General features: G+C 67.2%; 26 protein-coding genes and 2 pseudogenes. 12 read left to right on the top strand and 16 right to left on the bottom strand.

Annotation, left to right across the window (positions count from 1 at the left end):
• Window positions 1-6 precede the first annotated feature (6 nt).
• The gene (locus M2163_RS02445; protein ID WP_280854742.1) at window positions 7-480 is read right to left on the bottom strand and encodes an SDR family NAD(P)-dependent oxidoreductase; all 474 of its coding nucleotides are present in this window, start codon (window positions 478-480) and stop codon (window positions 7-9) included.
• A 474-nt stretch (window positions 481-954) separates the two neighbouring features.
• Here M2163_RS02445 and M2163_RS02440 point away from each other — a divergent pair, with 474 nt between their 5' ends.
• Genes M2163_RS02440 through M2163_RS02430 form a run of 3 tightly spaced genes read left to right on the top strand, consistent with a single transcriptional unit; the run spans window position 955 to window position 2046 of the window.
• A complete protein-coding gene (locus tag M2163_RS02440) occupies window positions 955-1092 on the top strand; it encodes a transposase (RefSeq protein WP_280892986.1) in 138 nt (45 codons plus the stop codon).
• Between the two features lie 8 nt (window positions 1093-1100).
• Window positions 1101-1391, top strand: a complete 291-nt coding sequence (locus M2163_RS02435) for an IS3 family transposase (protein ID WP_280892985.1) — start codon at window positions 1101-1103, stop codon at window positions 1389-1391.
• Complete coding sequence (locus tag M2163_RS02430; RefSeq protein ID WP_280854743.1) at window positions 1378-2046, top strand: DDE-type integrase/transposase/recombinase; 669 nt, start codon at window positions 1378-1380, stop codon at window positions 2044-2046. Before M2163_RS02435 ends, M2163_RS02430 begins: the two co-directional genes overlap by 14 nt.
• Here the strand turns inward: M2163_RS02430 and M2163_RS02425 are convergent.
• From M2163_RS02425 to M2163_RS02410, 4 genes are all read right to left on the bottom strand, one after another.
• Window positions 2036-2956, bottom strand: a complete 921-nt coding sequence (locus M2163_RS02425) for an oxidoreductase (protein WP_280854744.1) — start codon at window positions 2954-2956, stop codon at window positions 2036-2038. The genes M2163_RS02430 and M2163_RS02425 overlap by 11 nt on opposite strands.
• A 147-nt stretch (window positions 2957-3103) precedes the next feature.
• The gene (locus M2163_RS02420) at window positions 3104-3337 is read right to left on the bottom strand and encodes a hypothetical protein (protein ID WP_280854745.1); all 234 of its coding nucleotides are present in this window, start codon (window positions 3335-3337) and stop codon (window positions 3104-3106) included.
• 392 nt (window positions 3338-3729) lie between these two features.
• Complete coding sequence (locus M2163_RS02415; protein WP_280854746.1) at window positions 3730-4098, bottom strand: VOC family protein; 369 nt, start codon at window positions 4096-4098, stop codon at window positions 3730-3732.
• Window positions 4099-4130: 32 nt separating this feature from the next.
• The gene (locus M2163_RS02410) at window positions 4131-4904 is read right to left on the bottom strand and encodes an oxidoreductase (RefSeq protein ID WP_280854747.1); all 774 of its coding nucleotides are present in this window, start codon (window positions 4902-4904) and stop codon (window positions 4131-4133) included.
• A gap of 80 nt (window positions 4905-4984) precedes the next feature.
• On the opposite strand from M2163_RS02410, the gene M2163_RS02405 reads away from it, so the two are divergent.
• Window positions 4985-5563 (top strand): TetR/AcrR family transcriptional regulator, encoded by a 579-nt coding sequence (locus M2163_RS02405; protein WP_280854748.1) that lies wholly within the window; start codon window positions 4985-4987, stop codon window positions 5561-5563.
• Window positions 5564-5602: 39 nt separating this feature from the next.
• Here the strand turns inward: M2163_RS02405 and M2163_RS02400 are convergent, their stop codons facing one another.
• The 4 genes and pseudogenes from M2163_RS02400 to M2163_RS02385 form a co-directional block, all read right to left on the bottom strand.
• The gene (locus M2163_RS02400; RefSeq protein WP_280892984.1) at window positions 5603-5842 is read right to left on the bottom strand and encodes a hypothetical protein; all 240 of its coding nucleotides are present in this window, start codon (window positions 5840-5842) and stop codon (window positions 5603-5605) included.
• Between the two features lie 318 nt (window positions 5843-6160).
• A pseudogene (locus M2163_RS02395) lies at window positions 6161-6442 on the bottom strand (transposase); the annotation flags it as partial.
• Window positions 6443-6618: 176 nt separating this feature from the next.
• Window positions 6619-7887, bottom strand: coding sequence for an MFS transporter (locus tag M2163_RS02390; protein ID WP_280892983.1), 1269 nt, complete (start codon window positions 7885-7887; stop codon window positions 6619-6621).
• Between the two features lie 56 nt (window positions 7888-7943).
• Window positions 7944-9083, bottom strand: coding sequence for a DUF5937 family protein (locus M2163_RS02385; protein WP_280892982.1), 1140 nt, complete (start codon window positions 9081-9083; stop codon window positions 7944-7946).
• Between the two features lie 19 nt (window positions 9084-9102).
• On the opposite strand from M2163_RS02385, the gene M2163_RS02380 reads away from it, so the two are divergent.
• On the top strand, window positions 9103-9255 hold the full coding sequence (locus M2163_RS02380) for a hypothetical protein (protein ID WP_280892981.1): 153 nt from the start codon (window positions 9103-9105) through the stop codon (window positions 9253-9255).
• Window positions 9256-9378: 123 nt separating this feature from the next.
• Here the strand turns inward: M2163_RS02380 and M2163_RS02375 are convergent, their stop codons facing one another.
• The gene (locus tag M2163_RS02375; RefSeq protein ID WP_280892980.1) at window positions 9379-9807 is read right to left on the bottom strand and encodes an organic hydroperoxide resistance protein; all 429 of its coding nucleotides are present in this window, start codon (window positions 9805-9807) and stop codon (window positions 9379-9381) included.
• A gap of 374 nt (window positions 9808-10181) precedes the next feature.
• On the opposite strand from M2163_RS02375, the gene M2163_RS02370 reads away from it, so the two are divergent.
• Both M2163_RS02370 and M2163_RS02365 read left to right on the top strand, forming a co-directional pair.
• Window positions 10182-10742 (top strand): hypothetical protein, encoded by a 561-nt coding sequence (locus M2163_RS02370; RefSeq protein WP_280854751.1) that lies wholly within the window; start codon window positions 10182-10184, stop codon window positions 10740-10742.
• 954 nt (window positions 10743-11696) lie between these two features.
• Window positions 11697-12520 (top strand): IS5 family transposase gene (locus M2163_RS02365; protein WP_280893138.1). Its coding sequence is split into 2 segments (ribosomal slippage): window positions 11697-12029 and window positions 12032-12520, totalling 822 coding nucleotides; the frame shifts between segments, so codons are not numbered across the junction.
• A gap of 6 nt (window positions 12521-12526) precedes the next feature.
• Here M2163_RS02365 and M2163_RS02360 read toward each other — a convergent pair.
• The 3 genes and pseudogenes from M2163_RS02360 to M2163_RS02350 form a co-directional block, all read right to left on the bottom strand.
• Window positions 12527-13117, bottom strand: a complete 591-nt coding sequence (locus M2163_RS02360) for a transposase (RefSeq protein ID WP_280892979.1) — start codon at window positions 13115-13117, stop codon at window positions 12527-12529.
• Window positions 13114-13629, bottom strand: a complete 516-nt coding sequence (locus M2163_RS02355) for a winged helix-turn-helix domain-containing protein (RefSeq protein ID WP_280854753.1) — start codon at window positions 13627-13629, stop codon at window positions 13114-13116. The genes M2163_RS02360 and M2163_RS02355 overlap by 4 nt, the downstream gene beginning before the upstream one ends.
• 260 nt (window positions 13630-13889) lie before the next feature.
• A pseudogene (locus M2163_RS02350) lies at window positions 13890-14334 on the bottom strand (transposase); the annotation flags it as partial.
• 68 nt (window positions 14335-14402) lie between these two features.
• Between M2163_RS02350 and M2163_RS02345 the strand changes: the two are divergent.
• The 3 genes from M2163_RS02345 to M2163_RS02335 all read left to right on the top strand — a co-directional run bounded on the left by M2163_RS02345 (window position 14403) and on the right by M2163_RS02335 (window position 16141).
• Window positions 14403-14597, top strand: a complete 195-nt coding sequence (locus M2163_RS02345; RefSeq protein WP_280854754.1) for a hypothetical protein — start codon at window positions 14403-14405, stop codon at window positions 14595-14597.
• Between the two features lie 81 nt (window positions 14598-14678).
• Window positions 14679-15527: an oxidoreductase gene (locus M2163_RS02340; RefSeq protein WP_280892978.1), complete on the top strand. Its 849-nt coding sequence runs from the start codon at window positions 14679-14681 to the stop codon at window positions 15525-15527.
• On the top strand, window positions 15527-16141 hold the full coding sequence (locus M2163_RS02335) for a TetR/AcrR family transcriptional regulator (RefSeq protein WP_280854756.1): 615 nt from the start codon (window positions 15527-15529) through the stop codon (window positions 16139-16141). Before M2163_RS02340 ends, M2163_RS02335 begins: the two co-directional genes overlap by 1 nt.
• 236 nt (window positions 16142-16377) lie before the next feature.
• Here M2163_RS02335 and M2163_RS02330 read toward each other — a convergent pair whose 3' ends face one another.
• The 3 genes from M2163_RS02330 to M2163_RS02320 form a co-directional block, all read right to left on the bottom strand.
• On the bottom strand, window positions 16378-17223 hold the full coding sequence (locus M2163_RS02330) for a fumarylacetoacetate hydrolase family protein (protein ID WP_280854757.1): 846 nt from the start codon (window positions 17221-17223) through the stop codon (window positions 16378-16380).
• 548 nt (window positions 17224-17771) lie between these two features.
• On the bottom strand, window positions 17772-19106 hold the full coding sequence (locus M2163_RS02325; RefSeq protein WP_280854758.1) for an MFS transporter: 1335 nt from the start codon (window positions 19104-19106) through the stop codon (window positions 17772-17774).
• Window positions 19107-19531: 425 nt separating this feature from the next.
• The gene (locus tag M2163_RS02320; RefSeq protein WP_280892977.1) at window positions 19532-21931 is read right to left on the bottom strand and encodes a SpoIIE family protein phosphatase; all 2400 of its coding nucleotides are present in this window, start codon (window positions 21929-21931) and stop codon (window positions 19532-19534) included.
• A 361-nt stretch (window positions 21932-22292) separates the two neighbouring features.
• Between M2163_RS02320 and M2163_RS02315 the strand changes: the two genes are divergently transcribed.
• Window positions 22293-22883, top strand: coding sequence for a hypothetical protein (locus M2163_RS02315; protein WP_280854760.1), 591 nt, complete (start codon window positions 22293-22295; stop codon window positions 22881-22883).
• 524 nt (window positions 22884-23407) lie between these two features.
• The gene (locus tag M2163_RS02310) at window positions 23408-24997 is read left to right on the top strand and encodes a GMC family oxidoreductase (protein ID WP_280892976.1); all 1590 of its coding nucleotides are present in this window, start codon (window positions 23408-23410) and stop codon (window positions 24995-24997) included.
• Window positions 24998-25121: the final 124 nt, after the last annotated feature.

Here is a 25121-nt window from a genome sequence, read left to right as displayed (position 1 = left end):
GTGATGTCAGACGACGCGATGACGCGGTGGGCGCCCGAAACCGCCGCTGTGATGTGGTGGCCGGGACACCGACCTTGGACAGCGAGCGATGCTGCTGGTCACGTTGATCACCGTGGCGGAGTCCGACCGGGAGAGGGCGGGGAGGAACGCGTTCGTCACTCGAACGGGACCAAAAACATTGGTGTCGAAGATCTCCTGGACATGTTGCCTGGTTGCATCGGCCAGCGCGGGGTTCGGTTCGAGTATTCCGGCGTTGTTGATCAAAACATCGAGTTCGCCCACGGTGTGCGTGGCGGCCTCGATCGAAGCGTCGTCAGTGACATCGAGGTGGACGAAGTGGGCGCCGGTCTCTTGGGCAGCCTTCTTGCCACGTTCCGGGTCGCGGGCCCCCAACCAGACGGTGTGCCCCGCGACGGCAAGTGTGCGTACCGTCTCGTAACCGATGCCCCGGCTCGCGCCCGTGACCAGAATGATTGCCATGGCACGTCACGCTAACAGCGGGCGTGTTGCATGAAAGCGGCCGAGGCGTCGTCAACCACGCGTCCAGGGCCCACTTTTTCCGAGACGGGCACGTAGACCTGTACGTGTCATCTCAACAGGAAGGCACCGGCTCTTCTCCCACATCACCATGAAGTGGCACGGCAAGCCCCTGACCACGAAGTCATACTCCGCACCATCGCCGCGACCACCAGCCGCACCGGCCGGACCACGCAGCCGAACACGACAGCGCTCGCCACCCCACTGGCATCCAGATCAGTCCGTCAACTCCTCGGCCCTGCCCCGAAAACCTGAGTAGTTGTTGTCATGCCGATCGCGAGGGTGGGCGTCGAACGGGAGCCTCGTTCGGGTGATCGCGGCTGCCTGCGGGCATGGGACAGGGCCGCTTGTAGCTTCCCCTTGATCGTTGGACACCTGGAGACTGGGATCTTGAGCTTCCAGAGGAAGTAGCACCAGATGGGAGGCAAGTACACGGAGTGGTACACCGAGGAGTTCAAGCGGGACGAGATCGCGCTCGTCGACTCCTCGGGTAAGACGGTCACCGCGGTGGCCCGTGAGCTCGGCATCAGTTCCGAGTCCCTGCGCGGCTGGTAGAACGACCCGTGAGCGAGTTGTACCGGTTGATCGACGCGGAGAAGGCGAACCACCCGATCGTTCTGCTGTGCCGGGTGCCGCACGTGGCTCGCTGCTCCTGCTACGTGTGGCGCGGGGGGAGACCGCCCCCAGGCCCGCCACCCCGCCAGGCCGCCGACGACGCACTCGCGCACGAGATCACCGTGCCGCACATCGCCTCCCGCCGCACCTACGGTGTCCCGCGCATCCACGCCGAACTACGGCGTCTGGGAGGGCGGGTGAACCGCAAGGCGCGTTGCCCGCGTGATGCGCGAGCGTGACAACCGAGGCGTCACCCGGCGCAAGCGCCGCTCGCTGACCCGGTCGGACAAGAAGGCGACGCCGGCCCCGGACCGGATCGGCCGCGACTTTCACGCTGAACGGCCCGGGATCAAGCTGGTCGGCGATATCACTCACCTGCCCACCGCAGAGGGCTCGCTCTACCTCGCGTGCTGGCTGGACCTGGTTACCCGTGAGGTGATCGGCTGTGCCATGGCCGACCACCACTGTGCCGAGCTTGTCATCGACGCCCTCGACACGACCCACGGCCGAGGCGGTCTGGAGTCCGGCTGCGTTGTCCACAGTGATCGCGGCAGCGAGTACACCTCGGCTCAATTCCGTGCCCCAGCGGCGAAGTTTGGGGCTGCGGAACAGCTGGGGCTAAACCGGATCATGCTTCGACAACGCCGCCACAGTGAATTTCTGGGCCCTGCTCAAGGAAGAGATCGGCACCCGCATCTGGCCCGACAGGGCCGCCGCCCGCGCCGAGGTCTTCGCCTCATCGAGACCTTCTACAACCGCCGCCGCCTCCGCATGCACGACACCTTCGGCCACCTCACACCAGCCAAGTTCGAACACCAACTGACTTGTCGCCGACGCTGTCACGTGGCGCATGCAGTGCGGTGTCCCCTCCTGAGGTTGAACCTCAGTAGCTGACCTTCGTCAGTCGCTCGGATTCCTCCCACAGGCGCAGTTGCAGATCGGCGTCGTGGGACGTCCCGACGGAGACGGTCCGCACTGGATAACCGGTGTTCCCGCGTGGTCCGTAGTAGTCACCGCCTCGCGCCGCCGGATCGGTGGCGGCTCGCAGCGGTCCCAACGCGCCCATGGCCGCGCTCTGCGAGATCAGGCGCATGATCGGGTTGACCTTCGGGCTGATCACGGTCCGTACGAGCCAGTTCATGTCGCGGGCGCCGTCGGTCCTGGCCAGCCCGGCGTGTCCGGCAAGGGCGATGGTCTGCGCCCCGCTGGCTTCGAGACGCCGGTTCAGTTCGTAGGTGAAGAGCAGGTTGGCCAGTTTGGCCCTGTTGTAGGCCGCGATGTAGCGGTAATTCTTGTCGCGCTCGGGGTTGAGATCCGCGGGGTCGATCGTGCCGTTCCGATGCCCGTTGCTGCCAACGATCACTATGCGTGATCCGGGTGTATCGATCATCATGTCGCGTACGAGCCCGGTGAAGGCAAAAGGCCCCAGGTGGTTGACGGCTATGGTGGCCTCGAAACCGTCCTCGGTGACCGCGTACTTCGGACGGAAACCGCCCGCGTTGTTGACGAGCAGATCTATGTGGTCGTACTCGTCGTGCAGGCGCTGGGCGGCAACGCGGACCGAAGCCTGTGAAGCGAGGTCCAGCACCACCGTTCGCACGTCACTGCCCGGGGCGATCACCCGGATCCGTTCTGCCGCGGCGACCGCCCTCTCCTCGCTACGGCAAGCCAGGACGACGTCCGCGCCATGCTGGGCCAGAGCCGCCGCGATCGCGAAACCCAAGCCGGTGTTCGCACCGGTCACCACGGCTGTGCGCCCGTGCAATTCGGGAATGTTCTGGTCAGTCCAGTGCTGTGTTGTCATCCGGGATCCTTGTGTGCGTCGTGCGGTCTGATTCATCGGACGGGCGCTACGGAGGATCCCGGTTTTCCTTGAGGGCGCCTCACATCGAGCCGCCCATCCCATGCGGCCGGAGGCGGCATCGCGGTCTCGCTGTACCTAACGTTCATTCTATTCCGCTCTTCTGTCTAAGTTGCCGCCTACGGTGTCGGGGCGGACGCCGTAGGCGGCGCGTAGACCGGAGTTGAGCTCTGTGACCGGACGTCCAACGAGGCTTTGCGCAGAGCCCGGATCCCGAAGACAGCGTTCGGAGAACGCGCCGTCGTGGATGCCTGGCGCGACGTGGTCGTGGTGGAGGACGAGCACGTCGAGGATGTGGCCGGTGCCGCGCACGAGGCGGAACATCTCGGAAATGTGGAGGGTGTCATCCGGCCGCGCGTAAATCGTGGAGCGCGCGGGACTTCGGCCGCTGGAGTGGGTGGAGACGGCTGGATGTGCCCGGGTCCTTCTTGAGGTCGAACGGGTCCTCGACCCTGGCGTCGTCCAGGACGAGGTTCTGCCGGGGGCCGACTGCTGGTCGGTTGAGACTCGCTTGCAGACCAGGTTCGCCACCGAGGGGTCCCTTCTGTGCGGAGGACTGGCCCTCTATGTCGTCAATCCCTGTCAGCAATCACCATCGGATCTGATGGGATTCGCGCCGCCGTGGACCCCTGGATTGCACGGACTCATTGGACGCGCCGGCTGCCTGTCGGCAGACATGTTTGACGACAGGAGTGGCTCGGTGGACGGTGACCGGCTCAGGTCGAGCGCAGGCAGAAGGGGTGTCCGGCCGGGCTGGCGTAGACGCGGCTACCGGTGCTGGTTTCCGGAGTGATCTCGTCGGTGGGCCGCAGCCGGGTGGCGCCGGCGTCGGTGGCCGTGCGGTCGGCGGTTGCGAGGTCGTCGACGCCGAAGTCGAGGTGCATCTGCTGGGAAGTGCCGTCCGGCCAGTCCGGGGCGGTGTGTCCGGGGGCGGACTGGATGACGATCACAGGGAGGCCGGGGGCCTGAACGAAGTGGTGCGTTGGCGTGGGGGTGAGGGAGCCGCCGAGCAGCCGGTGCCAGAAGGAACTCTCCTTCTCGGTGTCGGCGGCGTCGATGATCACGGCGGTCAGGGTGATGGGCATGGGGGTGTCCTGTTCGTGCTGTCGGTGGTTGCTCAGACGGTCGGGATGATGCCGCCGTCGACGCGGAACTGTGCTCCGGTGAGCCATTTCGCGCGGCTGGAGGCGAGGAAGGCGATCATCTCGGCGACATCTTCGGGATCTCCGGGGCGGCCCATGGGGACCTTCAGGTGGTCCACGAGCTGCTGCGCGACTTCCTCGGTGGTCACGCCCTGCGCCTCGGCCATGTGCTGTAGGTGGGCGGTGGCGCCGTCGGTGACGACGAAGCCGGGAAGGACGCAGACCACACGCACCCCGTGCACGCCGACCTCGGTGGCCAGTTCGCGGCTGTAGGTGTTGAGGGCGGCCTTGGCGGCGGCGTAGGAAGCCTCGGTGCGCTGGGGAAGTTGGCTCGCGATCGAGGAGACATGCACGACGACGCCGGAGCCCCGCTCGACCATTCCCGGCACCAGTGCCCGGTCCAGACGTACGGCGCTGAGGAGGTTCATCTCCAGGTCCGCGTGCCAGGATGCGTCGGACCGGGTCAGGGTCGGCGCCGGGGCGCTGGCCGCGCCGGCGTTGTTCACGAGCACGTCCACGCCGCCCACCTGCTCGACGACCCGGCGGCCGAGCTCGGCCGCGCCCTCCTGCGTCGAAAGGTCCGCCGGCACAAAGGTGGCGCCCCCGTCCTCCTTGGGTCGGCTGCGGGAGGCCGTCAATACGGTGGCGCCTGCGGCGACGAAGCGACGCACGGTCGCCGCACCCAGGCCCCGGCTACCACCGGTGACCAGCACGCGCAGTCCGTCCAGGCCCTCGTCGGTGTTTGGCATGGGGAATCCCCTCAGTAAGATGAACCTGACTCCGGATACGGTACACCTAAGCGGAACCGGACTCACCTTATGGAGGTCCCTTGCCGTCATCACGCCCGCTACGCGCCGACGCGCGACGCAACCGCGAGGCACTGCTGTCCGCGGCCCGCCAGGCGTTCCTCGGCGGCGAAACCGACGCGCACGTGGAGGACATCGCCCGCAGCGCCGGCGTCGCCGTGGGGACGCTCTACCGCCACTTCGAGACCCGCGAAGCGCTGATCGAGGAGGTCTACCGCAAAGAGGTCGACGACCTGTGCGCCACGCCCGGCGTCCTGCTGGACCAATACGCCCCGGAGGAGGCGCTGCGGCGCTTCCTGCTGCTGCTCGTGGACCACGCGGCGGTGGGCAAGGGAATGTCGAGTGTGCTGGAAAGCATCATGGCGACGGACTCACCGGTCTTCGACGACGCACGCACCCGCATGGCCAACGCCCTCTCCCAGCTGCTCGAAGCGGGCAGCGCGGCCGGCACCGTCCGCGACGACGTCACAGGCTCCACCCTGTTGCGCGCACTGGGCGGTATCTGCGGAATGCGTGCCACGGAGGGCTGGTTGGTCGAGGCCAGGCAGATCACCGCCCTCCTCTTCGACGGCCTGCGGTACGGCGCCCCGCAGTCACCCTGAGTCAGGGGCGCGCCGTGCGCCACCTACGGGTCCTGCCCGTCACTCCTGACCGTTCCCGTCGTCGTCCTCGTCCAGCTCCGGCGAGTCAGGGCCGCGCAGCAGGCGCAGGGCGCCGGCGGCCGGGGCACTGGCGGTGAAGGTGGACCGGCTGAGCACGTTGAGGTTGGCGTGCTTGAGCGGGGAGACGCGGGCAACGTCGTCCAGGACGTCGTGCTCGCGCTCCTCGGCAGGCAGGGCCGCAACTTCTCGACCGCGGCGCCGGGATGACGAGTCGCCCAAGTACGGCGGCATTCAGCACAAGACCGAGCGCGCCGAGCTGGTACTCCTGGCCCGTCTTGTACGCCTTCATCGGAGCCTTCCTTCGGGGGTACCCCGGGGGCAGGAGGAGTCGTTTCGCCGCTGGGGTGGCCCGGCGTCCAGCCGCCCACCGGCCGACCCCCCCGCTCACACGGAAAGTGAAACCGCCGCGCGAGCGGCCATGCCCTCGCCTCTCTCACCACCTCCGCCAGGCGTCCGAGGAGGCGCTGTCGCGGCGTTCATCCTGATGTTCTGGTGCGTGGCCCCCTTTAGCGCGGCAGGTGCCAGAGGCGAGTCGCTCCGCCCGCCGGCCGCGTGCTGCTGCGCGCGCACGGTGGTGGGGTCTACCAAGATGCCGTAGTCGATCTCGACGACGTCGGCTGCCGCCTGGACCTGCTGCAGCAGCCTTTCCCAGGTGCCGTCGGCCGACCAAAGCCGATGTCGCTCGTCAGAGCGTCTTCCACGGCCCGAACCGCTCTGGTAGATCGCGCCAGTGCACCCCGGTCCGCAGCCGATGCAAGATCCCGTCGAACACCTGCCGGTGACGACGCCACCGCCCGCACGACCATTGCTGACCGACAGGAACGGCCGGCGCCGCTTGCACTCCGCGTCCCACAGATCACCGCGTTCTGCCGCCCATATCCGTAGAACGAGCAGATCAGGCAACAGTCACATGATCGGCCGGGCGGTTCCAAGCGTCGTGGACAGCGCTTTGCCACTGACGGCCGGTACTCAGCGTCCTCAGCGGATCCGCGCCGTCATTCCGGTTTGACCGTGATCACCGCTGTCTCTTCTGGCGCCGCGACGCGTGCTGTGCCGTCGGCCGTGACGAAGGGCTTCTGACCGGGCTGCCGTGTGCCGACGCGCGCGAGGGCAAGTGTGGCGGTCACGGTCAGGACGACTACGGCGGCTCCCGAGAGCAGGAAGGCGTTCTCGACTCCGGCGAGGGTGATGGCGGTGGAGGCGACAAAGGGGGAGATCGCCAGGGCTCCTGCCACCCCGGCCTCCCACAGGCCGAGCGTCTTCGCCAGATGATGGCTGGGTATGCGCTGCTGCACCAGTGCGATCAAGGGAATGTCCGTGAGGGCCGAGGCCAGCCCCGTGGCGGTCAGGAGAAGTGCCGCCACTGCAGGGGAGGTCACTGTTCCCAGCGGAGCTCTGAAGATTCCGAGCAGGGCCCACGCCAGCACCGCGGCCAGTGCGAGTCTGCGGATGCGCAGGCCGGCCAGGAGCAGGGCTCCGACCACTTCGGCGACCCCGGCGACGCCGAGCAGCAGGCCGTACTGGCCGCCCTGTCCCACGACCGTGACCAGCCCGACGGTCAGGAAACCGCTGGTCAGGGTGAGGGCGAGCACGAAGGTCACGATGACCACGAGTACGTCGGGCGCGGCCCGCACGGCCCGGAGCCCGGCGCTGAGATCGCGCCACAGTCCCGTCTGAGCGCTGGTCGGGGCGGGCCGGGTGACGCGGATGGCGGCCACGGCGGCCGCCGAGCCCAGGAAGGTGAGTCCGTTCACCACCAGCACCGCCTGGAGCGAGCCGAAGGCCAGCAGCGGCGCGAGCATGAGCGGGCCGACGAAGAAGGCGGCCCGGAAGGCGACTTGCAGCAGTCCGTTGGCCTGCTGGAGGCGGTCCTCGGGCACGATCTGCGTGACGATGGCGTTGCGGGCCGGGGCGAACGGGGCGCCGATCAGCGCCAGCAGTGCCGTGGTCGCCACGAGCAGGGGCAGGTTCAGCAGGCCGAGGGAGAGCAGGAGTGACGCGGCGGCCACCACGGCGACCCGGGCCAGGTCGGTGGCGATCATCAGCTTCCGGCGGTCGCGGCGATCTGCGTAGGAGGCGACGACGAAGGTGGCCACGAACGCGGGCGCGAACGCGGAGACGCTCACCACAGCGACGGCCGTGGGGTCCTTCGTCAGTGACCAGGCCAGCCAGGCGGTCGCGGCGGTGTAAAGGCCGTCACCGAAGCGTGAGATGCCCTGGCCGGCGAAGAGAAGCAGGAAGTTGCGGTCCTTCAGCAGTGGCATGCGGCCACTGTCGGGTCCCGTCAGGCCCCTGATCCACTTATTAGGCAGATGGCTAATCAGTCGGGTTCAGACACCTCGCCGTCACCGTCACCGTTGCCGTCGCCGTGCAGGAAGCTCTCCAGGCTGGGGGTCAGGCCCGCCACCTGTCCGGACGCAAGCCGGTACAGGACGTAGTAGCCCTCGCGTCGGCGCTCCAGCAGGCCCGCGTCCGCCAGCACCCTCAGGTGCTTGGACAGGGCGGCCTCGCTGACGCCGACGAGCGGGGCCAACTCCTGTGTGCTGCGGGGACGTTCGGCGAGCAGTCGCAGGGCGCGCAGCCGGGTGTCGTCGGCGAGCGCGCGCAGTGTGCCGACGAGCCTGGTCGGCGGAATCCTCGGGCGGGCTTCCCGGACGATCGAGGAGACGGGGAAGACGAGCCCGAGGGGCCACGGGCCGTCGCAGTTGACGCGTACGTGCGGCCACACATAGGCACTGGGGGCGAGCACGAACGTGTCGTCCGGTCCGATGGCGACCTCATGATCGTGCGGCCGCTCCAGCCAGAAGCGTTCGGCCTGCGGATCGCTGCGCACCTCCGGCCACAGGCCGCGGAGCATCCCGTACAGGCCGCGCTGCTCGATCTGGTGTCCGGCCTCGCTGACGCCGGCGGCGAGTTCGGGCTCGAGCCGTGCCCACTCCTCCTCGAACGCCTCCTGCCAGTAGCGCTCCAGCATGCTCAAAAACCGCTCCAGCAGCGCGCGGGGGTCGTCGAGGAGCAGCGCGGCCATCGCACCGTCACTTTCGGGTGCGAGGCGCTCCCGTACCAGACGGCGTACCTCCGGATCGTCCAGCACGTGCGGGTCCCTGCCCTCTCCGCCGCCCGGCCAGGGCGTGAGCAGAGGGACGGCGAACTCCAGGCGGACCAGCTCCGGATCCGCCCCGCGCAAGCCGGCCAGTTCCTCCTCGAAGTCCGCCAGGCCGCCGGTCGGCTGAGGAAACAGGAACTCGGGGAGGTAGGAGCGCACCGCGTAGGAGAACGCCTCGATCTCCCGCTTCAAGGCCGGGGACAGCTTGCGCATCGCACGCACCCAGCCGTGCTGGACGGGGTGGTGCTTGGGCTCCACCAGCACATGGAGACTCAGTACGGCCTCCATCGCCGGCGAATAGGCGAACCCCACCCGCTCCGCACCACCGGCCGGGACCCGGAACACGATCGTCATGACCCGTCATCCTTGCCCAATGACCTCCACGACGGGAGGCTCGCCGCGCCACCGGGACGACTTCTGCGCCGGTGACCTGCGCGCGCCGATCGTCCATGCGGCGAGTGAGAATCGCCGTATGGACGTCCGGCAGCTCGAGTACTTCCGCATCCCGTCGATCACTTGTCGGTGATCACGCGACCGCCCGCACCGACCGTAGAGCAAGCAAAGCAAGCGAGGGTGGGGGAAACGCGGCCGGGTTCCCCGTCCCGGCTACTGCCTGACGCTGTGAAGAGTCCGATCCGTACGATTACGGTCAGGCAACGGTGACGTCGAGCTCGACAGGCACGTTGCCGCGTGTCGCGTTGGAGTAGGGGCAGATCGCGTGAGCTGCTTCGGACAGCTGGTCTGCCACTGCCTGCTCGACGCCGGCCAGGTCGATGTGCAGGGTGGCGCTCAGGCCGAAGCCACCTTCCGGAGTCTTCTCGACGCTCACCTCGGCGATGACGGTCGAGGAGGCCAGCTCGACCTTCTGCTGGGCGGCTACAGCCTTGAGGGCGGAGTGGAAGCAGGCGGACCACCCGGCGGCGAAGAGCTGCTCGGGGTTGGTGGCGCCCCCAGGGCCGCCCATCTCCTTCGGGACCGCCAGGGTGAGGTCGAGGAGGCCGTCGTCGGTCTGAACCCGGCCTCCGGCTCGGCCTTCGCTGGTGGAAGTGGCAACGCCCGCGTACACGATGTCTGTCATCTTCTGTCCCTAATGCGATGGTGAGTGTATTTGTTCGCTTGCCTTACGGGGGATCCACGCTCAAGTGGAGCGGGCAGGAGGCCGATGCCAATGGGGTACCTGGTAGAGGCCGCATGTGAGGCAGAACGTTCGGTATGATTCAGTCTCCCGATCGGTACGGCTCCTGTCAAGACCGATCGTTCTATCTACCGAGCAATGTGTCGGGTAGAACGTTCTGTATTGACGTGGGGCCGTCATCTTGGCATGCTGCCGTGACGGACCGGTCGTTCCACCGACCGAACCCCCACACGGTCTCGGATCGCACAGTCGTCTATCCATCGGCGTTCGAGTGCACGGTCACTGGTCCTCCCTTCCCGACCCTCGAAAGGAACACAGTGAGCACCCTCGCTGCCCCGTCCGGCATCTCCGAGACCGCGTCCGCTCTGCGCAGGCTCTACTTCGTCCGGTTCGCCTTCGCCATCGTCTGGGCCGGCGTGATGCTCACGATGGCCTCGAAGATCACCCCGGTCGGCGCCGTACTTCTGGTGCTGTACCCGCTGTTCGATGTCGGTGCTGCCATCTACGACGCCAAGGTCTCGCGCACCACGGGATCGCCCACACTGCTGTACGTGAACGTCGCCGTCAGCCTCGCCACTGCCATCGGTCTCGGCATCGCCTGCGCGTCCGGCATTCCGGCTGTGCTGCGTGTATGGGGCGCCTGGGCCGTTGTGGCCGGCCTCGTGCAGCTGATCGTCGCTGTTCCCCGACGCTCGATGGGCGGCCAGTGGCCGATGATCCTCAGCGGCGGCATCTCGGTGCTGGCGGGCGCGTCGTTCATCGCGTCGGCCGGTGCGGACGACCCCAAGCTGAGCGGCGCGGTCGGCTACGCCATCCCGGGCGCCATCTTCTTCCTCATCTCGGCCCTCCGTCTCGGCCGCGCTGCGAAGACTGACTGACCTCCCGGTCTCCGTACGACGTTCCTTTGATGAAGCCGAACCGTGCCAGATGAAGGAACCGTCGCCGACCCCGTAGATGCCCGCCTCGTGCCCCCGCCGGGACAACCCTGCGTGGGCACGCCATTTCGTCCCCGGCGCGGTGGTAGGTGCGGCGTGAAAGCCGAGCCAAGGCGACAGATGTCTGCACGCCTTGACGCGGTCACGGAGGTCGGCTCGTGCTCGAACCGTACGGCCCGCCCGTGAACCGGCGTTGATCAGGTGCGGTCTGGGGCGGTGCCTCGTCCTACCTTGATGCGCACGCGCAGCCGGGTTCGGTGCACAGGCCGCTTTCTCGCTGGTGTCCGATGCAGTCGGTCATGGCGGGGACGGCTGGAGGCGCTCGACGGCAGGACGATCCCGAGCCGGCAGGATGCTGATCCCCTGCCGGCCGACGGCGTCCCCCGTGCGAGGAGCATGCCGTGCGACAGTCCCCGCCCGAGAGGGGCGGTGTCGCTGGTGATGTCGAGGGCGTCGGCGGTAGCCGCGGGCCGGTTGCGATGCAGATCGGAGAACGCCGGGACCATCACCCGGTCCCAGCCCTGGACGGGGAGTTCCTCGCGGCCGGGCAGGGATGAGTGCGAACGGCGCGCTGCGTCCACGGGCGATGCCCCGGTCGCCGTCGGTAGCACGACGCTCTGGTCGGGACGTCCTCCCTGACGCGGTGGAACCGGGCGTTGCCACCGCCTCGCGCGGCATGAACGCGGGCCAGTCCTCGCGGATCTGATGCGTCAACGTCTGGCATGCAGCCGCAGGGTGCCAGGGATCGCAGCACGGTTGGACGGAGGAGTCCTACCTTGCTCCGCTGTTTCTGTGCGGCTTGGTGCGCGCATGCGGTAGACATCCCACGCGGTTTAGAGCTCCTAACGGAATGCGGGATACCCGTGACCTTTGAGGAAGTGACTCGGTTGCTTGGGTGTGAGGAAGCGCGATCCCCAACCGTGGCTGGTGGATGATGAGTTGTGGGCGCGGATCGAGCCGCTGCTACCGGTCCGGCAGCGCCGACACCGGTACCCGGGCAGGAAGGCGCTGGATGACCGCGCTGTGCTGTGCGGGATCTTGTTCGTCCTCTACACCGGCATCCGCTGGGAGTGGCTGCCCGCCGAGCTGGGCTTTGGCTCGGGAATGACCTGCTGGCGACGCCTGCGGGACTGGAACAACGCCGGGGTCTGGCAGCGGCTGCACAAGGTGCTGCTGGCGGAACTGCGGGCAGCGGACCGCCTGGACATGTCGAGGGCGGTGATCGACAGTTCCCACATCCGGGCCCTCAAGGGCGGCCCAAAACCGGCCGGAGCCCGGTCGACCGCGGCCGGTCGGGCTCCAAACACCACCTGATCTGCGATGCCACCGGCATCCCACTTGCGGTGGCGCTGACCGGCGGCAACCGCAACGACATCACCCAGCTCGTGCCGCTGCTGGAGGCGATACCGCCCATCCGCGGCAAACGCGGCAGGCCCCGTCAGCGGCCCAAAGAGATCTACGCCGACCGTGGGTACGACCACGACTGCTACCGCCGCCAGGTCTGGGCGAAAGGCATCAAGCCCGTCATCGCCCGCCGCGGCACAGACCACGGCTCGGGCCTGGGCACGAAGCGGTGGATCGTGGAGCAGACGATCGCGCTGCTGCACTGGTTCGGCCGCCTGCGCATCCGCTGGGAGTTCCGCGACGACATCCACGAGGCGTTCCTCAAGCTCGCCTGCTCGCTGATCTGCTGGCGCCGCCTGCGAACCGCATTCCGTTAGGAACTCTTACTGATCTTTTCGTAAGTTCGGTGGGTGTGGTGGGCGGATGGTCAGGCCGGTATGGGCGAGGAATGACCATGGCAGTCGGGGGTTGGCGTTGATGCGGTGGATGCCTTGCTCGGTGGCGTCGGCGACATCGGCGAGGTGGTCGCCGGCGAGGTTGGCGAGTTCACGCTTCTTGAGCGAGGACCACAGCAGTTCCACCGGGTTCAGTTCGGGAGCGTAGGCGGGTAATCGTTCCAGGGTGAGCCAGTCCTGTCCGGCGGCCCAGGCCCGCATCGGCCGGCTCCAGTGGGCGGACAGGCCGTCCCAGACCAGGACCACCCGCTCGCCGCGGTAGAACACCTTCACCTGTTCCAGGACCTCGATGAGCCCTGCGGTGTCGTAGCTGCCGGGCTTGAGGTGGAAGCACAGGCGGGCGCCGCGTTCGGGGTCGGTGGAGTGGTAGCCCAGGGTTCCGGCCATCGACGCGCGCTTCCAGTTCAGCCGGTGCCGCAGGATCGGAGTCCGCCCTCGGGGCGAGTAGGTGCGGCGGATCTGAGGGAGCAGGGAGACGCCTGATTCGTCGAGGAAGACGATCCAGGCACGTGTGTTCACGGCCCCCTTTTGATGCGCGGCCACTCGTGCGCGATCCAGCGGGCGATCTCCGACTCGTCCCGCTCGACCGCCCGCCGCTCGGGCCGTTGCAGGCTCCATCCGAGCCGGCCGGTCAGCAGCCGCCACACCGACGCCCTCGACAACACCACCCCCGTTGTCCGGGTGACGACCGCGCCGACTCGTTCCAGGGTCCACAGGTCGGCCTCGAAACCATGAGCCTGGGCACCTTCCTCCAACGCAGCCCGGACCATCTCGACCTGGGCGTCGTCCAGCTTGGGTGGCCGTCCGGTGGCTGCCCGTCTGCGCAGGCCCGAAGCACCGTCTTGCTCCCACACCCGCCGCCAACGCCGCACACTCTCGGCACACACCCCCACCGCCCTCGCGATCTCCGCATTCGAGACGCCGCCCTCGAACAACTCGACTGCCCGAACACGACGCGCCTCCGCCAACTGAGGCCGCGACAAAGGAGGAAGGGAGGAGCCGGCAACCGAAGGGGAAGGGTGATAAGCCACCCCGACAGCCTCCCACCCACACAGCCACCACACCCACCGAACTTACGAAAAGATCAGTAGTCGGCAAGCCGCTGCCGCTGGGATCTTTGCCGGCGTCCGGTTGGGTGAGGCCTTCGCCACGTCGTAGGCCTCTTCGTGCTGGAGGCAGTGAAAAGCAGGTCCATGAACCGGTTGGAAAGGTTGAGTTGGGCGGTGACGTGGCGGTCGTCGGCCTCTCGGCGGCGGTCGTGGTGGGCTCTGACACCAGGTGACTTGGTCAGGGAGACGAAGGCCCGGATTGCCGGGTAGAACCTGCGCAGCTCGGAGCGGAGCTTGTTGTGGTCCTGGGTGCGATCCCAGACGGCATCCTGCTGGGCACGGGCCAGCACGGCGACCACCTGGGCGAGCTCGGAGGCGGCGGTCAACGGCCGGTGCGCGGCCATGTCCGTGCAGGATGTTCGCGAACGTGGCAGCGTCGGACTTCTTGCGCGCGACCGTGTGCCGGTCCCGGTAGCGGGCCACGGCCAGTGGGGTGATGGTGAACACTTGGTGCCCTGTGGCGTGCAGACAGGCGATCAACAGCCCACGGGACGTCGCGATGGACACCGGGAACGGGCTCTCCGGGATGTCGCCGTGCTCGGCCAGCAGCGCGGTGAACTGCGCGAAGCCGATAGTGCCATCCCTGATCCGTAGTTTGGCGAGCTGCTTCTCAGCGGCATCGACCAATACTGCAGTCTGACTTCGCGATCGCCCGTCAGGTTGCCGTTCGACGACAGGCGAGTGGCGGTCTTCCGATGGTCGAAGCGCGCATGTTTTCAGGCCCGCTGGTTGTCACTGGGGTGATCGCGGTCCGGTTCTGGCGGGCCGCCCGGCTTCTGGGTCCTGATGGTGTTGATCAGCGCGATCTGCCGGACGCGGACGGGTCCTGCTTCGATCGCGCGACATCCGACAGAATCAACGTTGTGATGATTAAAATCGACAGGGTGTAGACTTTTGCTGAGGCGGGCGACCTGGCTCCCCGCGAGGACCGTCTGGTCTGCCGAGCAGACCGTGAGCACTCTGGAGGAACAATGGAGAAGCAGAACTGGCTCATCACCGGAGTCAGCACGGGTCTGGGACGCGCTTTCGCGCAAGCCGCCCTGACCGCCGGGCACACCGTCGTCGGCACCGTCCGGTCTGAGAAGGACCTGCGGGCCTTCGAAGAGCTCAGCCCCGGGCATTCTCACGGCCGCATCCTGGACGTGACGGACGATAAGGCTGTCCACAGTGTGGTCGCGGAGGTCGAGCGGAGCGTCGGCCCCCTCGACGTCGTCGTCGCCAATGTCGGCTACGGCCTGGAGGGGACTTTCGAGGAAACTCCGTTGGCCGAGGTGCGGCGGCAGTTCGAGGTCAATGTGTTCGGAGCGGTGGCCACCCTGCAGGCGGCGCTGCCTCACATGCGGCGCCGTCGCCGCGGACATCTGATGGCCGTCACGTCCATGGGCGGCCTCATGACCGTGCCCGGTCTGTCCGCCTACCACGGCAGTAAGTTCGCCCTGGAGGGCATCCTGGAAACCCTGGGCAAGGAAGTCGCGCAGTTCGGAATCCATGTGACGGCGATCGAGCCCGGGTCCTTCCGCACCGACTGGGCCGGACGGTCCATGACACGCGTCGCGCGGACCGTCGACGACTACGACGAGCTGTTCATCCCTGTCCGCGAGGCGCGCGAGAAGGCCAGCGGGAACCAGTTGGGCAATCCGGCCAAGGCTGGGGAGGCGGTCGTGCACATCGCCTCGGTCGAGCAGCCTCCGGCCCACCTCGTCCTGGGCTCGGACGCGCTGCGGCTGATCACCGCCGCACGCACGGCCGTGGACGAGGACATCCGGGCGTGGGAGGCGCTCTCCCGTACGACCGACTTCGCCGAGGGGGCTCAGCTCTGATGCCCGACCACCGTTCCGCGCACGGCCGTCGCGTCACCGAGCGCAAGGGAGACGTCCGAGAGCGGGCCATCCTCGACACCTGCGAGGAATTGCTGGCGAGCAAGGGCTACGACGCCATGACCATCGGCGATGTGGCCCAGGGTGCCGGCATCTCACGCGGTGCCCTGTATTTCTATTTCGGCTCCAAGCAAGAAGTGGTCACGGCACTCGTGGCCCGGACCGTCGAGCACCTTTGGGAACGGTCCCGTGCCACCGCGCAGACGGACGATCCGCGTCAGGCCATTGCCGCAGCCATGCACCGCACGGTCGAGCTGTGGAACGAACACGGCCTGGTCATGCGTACGGCGATCGACCTGTCGTTGACCGTTACGGAAATCGGCGAGCTGTGGAACCACACGGCTGATCTGTTCATCGCGGCCATCACCGCAGTCCTCGAACGTGCCGGAGTCCAGGCCGGCACCGCACCGGACCAGGCCTCGGCGATGGCACGTGCCCTGTGCTGGATGATCGAGCGGACCTTCTACCACGCCTCGCAGGAATCCCGGGAAAAGCTCCAGGAGGCGTCGGCGACGTGCGAACACATCTGGCTGATCAGCGCCGGACTGATCACCTGAGGAAGCTGCCCGGTCACGGCTGGGCGCGCAACCAGGAACCTCCCGCAGACGGTGGGTCGTGGGGTGCTCGAAACCTTCAGGTTTCCCCTCGGGGCCGCCGCTGATCTGCCTGCGGACGCGCATGGCGCGGGCACGGCGGCCCCGAGGGTCAGGCTCGGATCGCGAGGTCTTGTTTTTGACTTGCTCCTCGCCCTGAAGGGCGAGGAGCAAGTCAACTTGGTGCGGTCACTCACCGCTCACCGCTCATCGTTTCCGCCTTCGCCGGCAGGTTCCGGAGCGAACCGGACGGACACATTGCCCAGCTGTGAGATCGAGGCGGCGAAGACGTCACCCGGGGTGGCGGCGACCATCGGGCCCAGCGCACCCGTCAGGAGCACGTCCCCGGCTTTCAGCGGATCACCCAGTTCGGCCAGCGTGCGGGCCAGCCAGAGCGCGGCGTTCAGCGGGCTGCCGAGGCAGGCGGCGCCGGTGCCCTCGGAGGCCACGCCGCCGTTTTTCGACATGCTCATGGAGACGGCGACCAGATCCACGTCGTCGAGGCGGACGCGCTGTTCGCCGAGAACGTAGAGGCCGGAAGACGCATTGTCCGCGACCGTGTCGACGAAGGTGATGTCCCAGTCGGCGATGCGGCTGTCCACGATCTCGAGAGCAGGTACCGCGTACTCGGTGGCGGCGATCACGTCGTCGATCGTGCAGTCGGCGTTCGGGACATCGGCGTTCAGGACGAGTGCGACCTCCGCTTCTACCTTGGGCTGCAGCAGTCGGCCGAAGGGAACCTGGCCGTCCTGAGGAACCGTCATGTCGGAGAGCAGGGCGCCGAAGTCGGGTTGATCGACGCCGAGTTGGCGCTGTACGGCCTCTGACGTGAGACCGATCTTGCGTCCGACGAGTCGGTGTCCCTCGGTGAGCCGCCGCTCAGTGTTCAGCCGCTGGACGGCATAAGCGGTGCCGATGTCTCCTGCGGCGATCAGGCTTCGGACCGGGGGACACGGCTTCCCGCTCGCGGCAGCGTCCGCCAGGAGGTCCGCGACCTTCCGAACGGTGGGGGAGGATGCGGAGACAGAAGGGGTGGTGCCGGACATACGTGGACCTCCGAAGAACAGGTTTGTGGGGTTCCTCAGGTGTAGAGGCCGTGGACTTCATGTGCCAAAGTCCGCATGCGCGGCAATCGCCAACTGCTCCGCGGTGCGGACACATTGTCAAGGCCGTGGTCCCCGGTGGAGGTACTTGTCGGGGCGCTTGAGGGGTGGTCCATCTGCCGTCTTGGGTAGCCGTGCGCTCGGGCGATGAGGCTGCAGCGTGCAGGCTGGCACTGTCGATGAGTGGCCCTCGGCGACGTGGGAGCACGATCACGTCCGACGCACTGTTCCCGCGGGGTCGTGCCCCGTCCGGGAGGTCGCGGTCAGTCCTCATCGACAGCGCAGCGAAGAGAGCAGGCATGGCGCGGGGCCAGTCGCTCGGCCGCGAGTTCGCGGGGCTCGCTGTTTTCCTGGATGTCGGTGGTCCGGGAGAACAGCGAGCGTTGTGCTCCAGGGGCCAGGGGCCAGGGGCCAGGGGCCAGGGGCCTCTGCGTCAGCGTGGAACGCCGCGCGATGCGCCCTGGCCTGCTGGACCCGACTGATCCCCAGCCTTAGTTCACCGCCGTCGCATGCAGCGGGGCTTCCGCTTTGCTACGGACTCGCTCTCCGACCACGAGGAAAGCCGTGGCGACGGCACCGACCAGGGCCGGTAGCGCGAAGAACCGGAACATGGATTCCGGAGCCCATCCGGCATCCAGCAGGTAGCCTGCGAGGGTCGGGGCGAAGACGGCGCCGAGTCGGCTCACGGCGACGGCCATGCCGAGGGCCGTGGTGCGGGATTCGGCCGGGTACATGCCCGGAACGATGACGTTGAGTCCCGACACCGAGCCGTTGAGAAAGAATCCGACGAATGCGGCAGCGACCAGCGCACCGGCCAGGCTCCCGAGTGTCGTCGAGAAGAGAACGAGTGCGAGTGCCGCGACGGCGAAGTAGGCAGCGGTCAGCCGGCGCGTCTCGAGACGAGATACCAGCAGTGCCAGCGCCACTGCGCCTGAGACGCCGCCCAGGCCGAAGAGCACGCCTCCGAAGATCCCCTGCTTCGCGGACAGACCAGCCTTGAGCAGCAGAGCGGGTGTCCACGAACTCGCGAAGTAGAACGCCGTCATCGCAGCCGTGAGGGCGACCCAGATCAGCACCGTCCGAAGGGCGTTACGGCGGTAGAACAGAGACTTGACCGCGGCATTGGCCGACACGGTCTTCTCGGGCAGCTCCTCGACCCGGGGGTGCCCCATAGCGACCAGCATGCGGTTGAGTTTGGCCAGAGCGTCGCGGGGTCGGCTCGCGATGAGGTAGTCCATGGACTCAGGCAGGAGGCGCAGGCCGACCACGAAGAGCAGCGCGGTGGCGATGCCTCCGACGAGGAACACGAATCTCCAGCCGAACGGGACGACGAAGAAGTAGGCCAGGAGTCCGGCCGAGACCGAGCCGAGACCGTAGCCGGTCGTGATCAGAGCGACGACCAGTCCTCTGCGTTTGTGGCTCGCGGATTCGGAGGCGAGCACGGGCAGGCAGGCGGCCATGACGCCCACTGCCGTGCCGGTCAGCACCCGGCAGGCGAGCAGCTGGTCGAAGTTCTGTGATGCGGACGCGCCCAGCATGCCCAGCGCCGCCATCACGAGGCTCGCGAGGGTCAAGCGGCGGCGCCCGAGGCGGTCAGCGAGCGGGGCGACGCAGAGTGCTCCGAAGGCCATGCCCGCCAGGCCGCTGCTGAGCAGCACGCCTACCTTCGACGAGGACAGGCCCCACTCCTTACCGATCACCGGTCCGACGAACGAAGTCGCCAGGAGGTCGAACCCATCCAGCAGGTTCATCGTCAGGCATAGCACTACTGTTCGTATTTGCGCCCTGCTCATTGGCGCGTTTTTAACCTGCTCGAGAACGCTCATGGAGTACCTCGCTTCGTTGCGACGCCTGAAATGGCCTTCTCTGGAAAGCCTCTGAGCTGCGGTAATCGTGGTGGAGGGTCTGTGCCTGTCCCGCAGGACTCCCTGTATGTAGCGCTCACTCTACGGACGAGGTAAGAGGTTGGCTAGATTCCACCCAAAGTTTCCCGAGCGCTCTCGCCTTCAGCGAGGGCGCGGCGCTAGACCGCCTGCACCCATATCCAGCCGTCGGGCGCGGCAAGGACCTGGCGGGAGGGGGTGCTGCGTACGGCTCGGCAGTCGTACCGGCGACGTCTCGCGAGTGTCGTGCAACGCCGTCCACGCCAAACGAGCACAGACGTGGGTGCGGCAGGTCTCCGTAGTCCCTGATCCTCGCTCTGCGAGGTTCCCCGGGCTTGAGATCACCGACACGTGGGGTGGCGTACGGCTCACATGTCGGCGGGCAGCGCCTGCTCACACCAGATGACCTTGCCGTCCCGTGTCTGCTGTGTGCCCCAGCGCTGGGTGAGTTGGGCAACGAGCATCAGTCCGCGGCCGCCCTCGTCGAACGCACGAGCGCGCCGCAGATGCGGCGCTGTACTGCTGCCGTCGATCACCTCGCAGATCAGTGTTCGGTCGCGGATGAGCCTGAGCTGGATTGGGGCGCTGCCGTACCGGATGGCGTTCGTGACCAGCTCGCTGACCACCAACTCGGTGACGAACCCGGCCGTCTCACAGCCCCAGTCGCTCAATTGACGGACCACGTGTGCGCGGGTTCCGGAGACCGCTGCGGGGTCTGCGGGTACATCCCAGGTCGCGACCTGGGCGGCGTCGAGGCGCTGGACTCTCGCCAGCAGCAATGCGGCGTCATCGGTTCGGTGGCTCGGCAGCAGGGCTGCGACGACCTGGTCGCACAGGGCATCGGGCGAGGCCTTCGCGCCTGACAACTCGCCCAACAGTCGCTCAAGCCCTATGTCCACGTCCTGCTGGCGGGATTCGATCAGACCGTCGGTGTAGAGCGCGAGGAGGCTGCCCTCCGGCAGCTCCACCTCGGTCGACTCAAAGGGCAGTCCGCCCAGTCCGAGTGGAGGGCCGGCAGGAAGGTCCAAGAGAGCGGCGGTGCCGTCAGGCCGCACCACCGCAGGGAGAGGGTGGCCCGCACGAGCGAGGGAGCAGCGACCCGTTACCGGATCGTAGACGGCGTAAAGACACGTGGCTCCGATCTCGCTCGCCGCGACTCCGTCCGCATCCGCCGCGGACTCGGAGGCCAGTCGGATGACGATGTCGTCCAAATGGGTCAGCAGTTCGTCCGGAGCCAGGTCGACGTCGGCGAGGGTGCGCACCGCGGTGCGCAACCGGCCCATGGTCGCCGAGGCCTGGAGACCGTGACCCACTACATCGCCGACGACGAGCGCCACCCGCGCCCCGGACAGGGGAATCACGTCGATCCAGTCGCCGCCCACACCGAACTCGGGTGAGCCGGGGAGGTAACGAAAGGCAGCTTGCACCGCGGACTGCTCCGGCAGCCGTTGAGGCAGCAGGCTCCGCTGCAATGTCAGGGCCGCCGTGCGCTCGCGCGTGAAACGGCGGGCGTTGTCCAGGCAGACTGCGGCACGCGCCACCACTTCTTCCGCCAGGGACAGGTCCTCCTCATCGAAGGACACGGGATTCCGCGATCGGAGGAACATCGCCACGCCCAGCGTCGTGCCACGGGCGTCCACGGGCACAGTCATCCAGGAATGGAATCCGTACTCCGCAACCTTGGCCAGGCGCTGGGGATCCTCCCTCACCCAGGCCGCCTCACTCTCGGTCCGATACAGTGCGGAACGACGGGTGGCCAGGCAATGGGCCTGTGCCGAGTTCGCCGCGTAGAAGTCCACATCGCCTACGGCGATCACGGCTTCCGGTGTGCCTTCGTGAATGGACCGGTTCGCTACCCGGCGCAGCACGGCTCCGGCGGCCGGGCCCGGCGGGGGCTCCTCTCCGCTGAGGAGCGCGTCCACCAGGTCGACACATACGAAGTCGGCGAGCCGGGGAACCGCCAGATCGGCCAGTTCCTGACCGGTGCGCGTGACATCCAAGGTGCGGCCGATGCGAATGCTGGCCTCGTTCAGCAGCGCCAGTCGCTCCTGGGCGCTGCGCTGCTCGGTGGAGTCGGTGACCGTAACGCATACGCCGACCACCTGGTCGGCTCGGCCGCACAGCGGAGAAGCCGAAGCGGTGAAGCGCCGCTCATGACGGGCATCGGACAGGGTCCTGCCCAGGAGAAGGAAATCAACCTCCGGCCGTCCTGTCTCCAGCACCCGCTGCATCCGCGCTTCCCACTCCGTGACGCCGGCACCGGTCAGAGCTGCGGACAAGCCCTGACCTGCTTGCTCCTCGTGGGGCACGCCCAGCAGATGCCACGTCGCCTCGTTCTGCAATACACAGCGCAAGTCGGCGTCGTAGATCGCCACCGCGACCGGGCACCCGGTCAGAAGCCAGTTCACCAGCGTCTGGCCTGCCGGAAACGCCTCCCCAGGCTCCTTGGCCAGCAGCCACAGCGGTTCCTGGCCGACGCCCCCGGCCAGGCGAGAAGCCCATATGGGCACCTGCTGACTGGCCCCTTGCTCGCGCCGGATCTCAAGCGTGCCGTGCCAATCCGCTGAGCCCGACAGCCATCGGGGCTGCGTTCCCAGCACGTCGCCAACCGGGCGGCCGACTGCTTCTGCGGAATCGAGGCCGACCAGCAGCGCCGCGCCGGTGCTCCAAGCCACGACACGGCCCTCAGTGTCCGTCACTGCCAGTGGCGTGCCCAGCCCCGCGGGGCCCACATGCGATCCTGCGGAGGCGGAGACACCATCTTCCATGCGTTCCAGGGTGGCCCCGGGACTGTGAACAATCAACTGGCGAGGGGTCGAGCTCTCGCGGTCCGTCGGCGCCGGCACCGAACCGCGGACCTACCCGCCGCACCGTCAAGGCGCGCGACATTGCCACCGCCTTTCCCACACCGACGCACGAGGTGATCGGGGGCAAGGCGCGGCGAGGCAGTAGCAGGGAGAACGTTCTGTCTTGACAGTGGACAGGGTATGCACCCATGCTGGTGCAAGATGGAACGTTCAGTCTGGTCGTGGGGGCTATCGGCTCCCCGTGCTCGCCTTCATGAGGGTAGCCGGGGTGTCAACCTGCGGAACCATCTTTCCGTCCTCGTCCTGGCCCGAAAGGATCACCGTGAGCACCGACTCGACTGGCGCACCACTTGCAACTGTCGGCAGGTTCGCGCGGAATCTGACTATGCGTCAGCTTCTCTTCGCGAGGTCTGTGTTTGTCATCGCATGGGTGGCCTTGCTGCTGGCCGACAACCGTCACCTTGGGCCCTTCGACGTCACCCTGCTCGTCCTTTTTCCGCTGTCCGACGTCGCTGTAGCGGTCTTCGGCGCCCGATCGCCAGCCAGCACCGGAACGGCCAGCGGTTGGCGAGTGATCATCGCGATCACTGTTGTTGCCGCCGTGGGTCTGGCCGTCGCCAGCACCTCAGGAGTTTCGGCAGTCCTGCGGGTATGGGGTTTCTGGGCGATTGCTGTCGGGGCTGTTCAGTTGATCGGGGGGCTCGGCCGCGACAAGCGCAAGACAGGCGGTCAGTGGACGATGGTCCTCAGCGGTGCCATCTCCGTTCAGTTCGGCGTGCAGTTCATCCTTGGGGCCTTCGCCTCCGACTCCATACTGATCAGTGGGGGCGGCTCCGCGATTCTCGGCTGGATCTTCTTCCTCTTCTTTCTTCTGTCGGCGCTGCGTCATGGCCGCGTGAATCAGGCGGATTGACATGGCCACGGCGTCCCCAGTGGTTGTCATCCGAGGCAACTACTCACCGGCCCTTCAGGGCAAAGTTGCAGCGCCTGGCCCGAGGTTCGTTGAGCTGTCGAGCATGCCATGACCACCTTGCTGAATGACGCTCAGTGGAGCCTGGTGCCCGCCGCAGGAATTGACGAGATCTTGGAACCTCGCCTTGCAGAAGGTGACCACTGCCATCGATGTGTGGCACGGACGGTGCCGGTCGCACATGGGCTATGCGGGCTGGTGATCTGTCGACCGTCCGTGCCCACCACGAGAGCGGGCAGTGCCACGGCACCATCGCCGTGGGGACTGGGGACAAGCTTGCCCGGCGTCGGTAGAGGAGAGCGGATTGGAAGGCGCTCGAGCCTTCCCACGGTCTTCCGTCACGACCCGCAAGGTCCCGCTGAGCCGTGACCCGCAGGTCACCTTCGCGCACTTCCGCTGCGCACATGACCGTGAGACAGAGGGGGCGGCTAGCGGTACTCCCGATTCCAAGCGCGTATGGGGTTGTTATGTCATTGAAGAACGTCGTGGACTACATCATCGTCGGGAGTGGGGCCGCCGGTTCGGCGCTGGCCCACCGGCTCAGCGCGAATCCTCAGAACCGAGTTCTGGTGATCGAGGGCGATGGTGCCGGCGAGCAACAGGGGCATGGGATGTCTTCGCGCTTTGTCCAGCCATCGACAGGTCTGCAGCATCGCAATCAGCGAGCACCACAATTGCTGGACGGATGCAGGCGTACGGACGGCAGAGCGGATGGCTCGCCGGCGACGAGTGACATGACGGCGAGTTGGGGAGCGGAGGCGGCCCATCAGTCGTGGGAGGCAGCCGATGTCGCCAGCTGGAACTGGGCTCGGTTCCTGGAAGCCTGTATGCCCATGGAGCGGCATGCTGCTGATGCGACTGGCCTGCATGTCGGCGATGGGCGTCCAGCGGACCAGGCCGTTCGTCCGCCGGACGCGATGAGTGAGCTGTGGATCGCGGCTCTGGCGCGCCACGGCATCCAAACGGTGGAAGAGCTGGGCGGAGATCACACGAAGACGGCTTACACGCCGTGGTCGGAGTCCGTGGCCCTCCGGATGAGTCTGCACCGCCCGCCTCTGCACGGGTTGGCACAGCGGCGCAATGTCCGTGTTCGCTTGCACTGCATAGCCCGACGCGTCCTTTTCGACGGCACGACCGCGATCGGCGTTGAGACCGCCACTCCTTGGGGCACCGTACGGTTCACAGCCCGCCGCGAGGTCATCCTGTGCGCGGGCGCGGTGAGTAATACGCTGGTGCTCGAGCGAAGCGGTGTCGGCGACCCTAAGGTACTCAGCGCCGTCGGTGTGCAACTCGTCGCGGCCAATCCTGCCGTAGGCAGCAACCTCAGGCAACGTCGAGGCGCGGCATTCAGCCTCAGACTGAACGGCGTATCAGACCGTGCCCCGGAGTCGGTCACGCTGGCCGCAAGACTCAGGGCCAAAGTCATGAGGGTGCTGGGGCGCCCCGATGCGATGAAGAGCTGTGGCACCTCAGTCCTGGCCGTACTCAACTCAAAGGGTGGGACGTCGAGCCTGGACATGCAATTGAAGTTCACGTCGACCCTTGTCGCGAATGGCGGCGCGCTCCCTGCCGGGGGAGCCGCTTCGAGCGGCGTGTCTGTGGCTTTCTATCCGCAGTCACCCACCAGCGTCGGGTCGGTGCACATCACAGGACCGACCTTGGAAGACCCGCCTCGCCTTGTGCCCGGCTACCTGTCTACTGTTCATGACTGGTATTTGACGTTTGCAGCCTTCGCCAGGGCTCGTGAGATTCTGGCAACCGAACCGTTCGCCTCGGCTATGACCGAGACGTTTCCTGCGGCAGCCGTCGTGGATCCGGAAGACGTAGTGCAGTACGTACTGAAACACGGGTTCAACGAGGATGCGGTCGGCACCTGTGCCCTTGGCCCGGATGGGGTCGTCGATGATGAACTCCGGGTGCGCGGTACCGACAGGCTGAGGGTCGCTGACGCATCGGTGATGCCGAGACTTCCGACCCTCAACACGGAAGCGGCGAGCAGGGCAGTCGGCTGGAGTGCCGGCGATGTTCTGCGGAACGCGAACAGGCGGAGCAGGTGACGCGGGACCCGCCCGTCGAACCGCCTGGAAGTGGACCGCTCACAGGACAGAACAGATGACATGACACAGTCGATTCCGACAGCGACCGCCTCGTCGCCTTGATTGCTGATCACGATCGAGCCAT

The sequence above is a fragment of the Streptomyces sp. SAI-135 genome, from assembly GCF_029893805.1.
GTDB lineage: Bacteria > Actinomycetota > Actinomycetes > Streptomycetales > Streptomycetaceae > Streptomyces.
The sequence above is the reverse complement of the archived record's forward strand: the minus strand, read 5'-3'. Positions and strand labels throughout refer to the sequence as shown.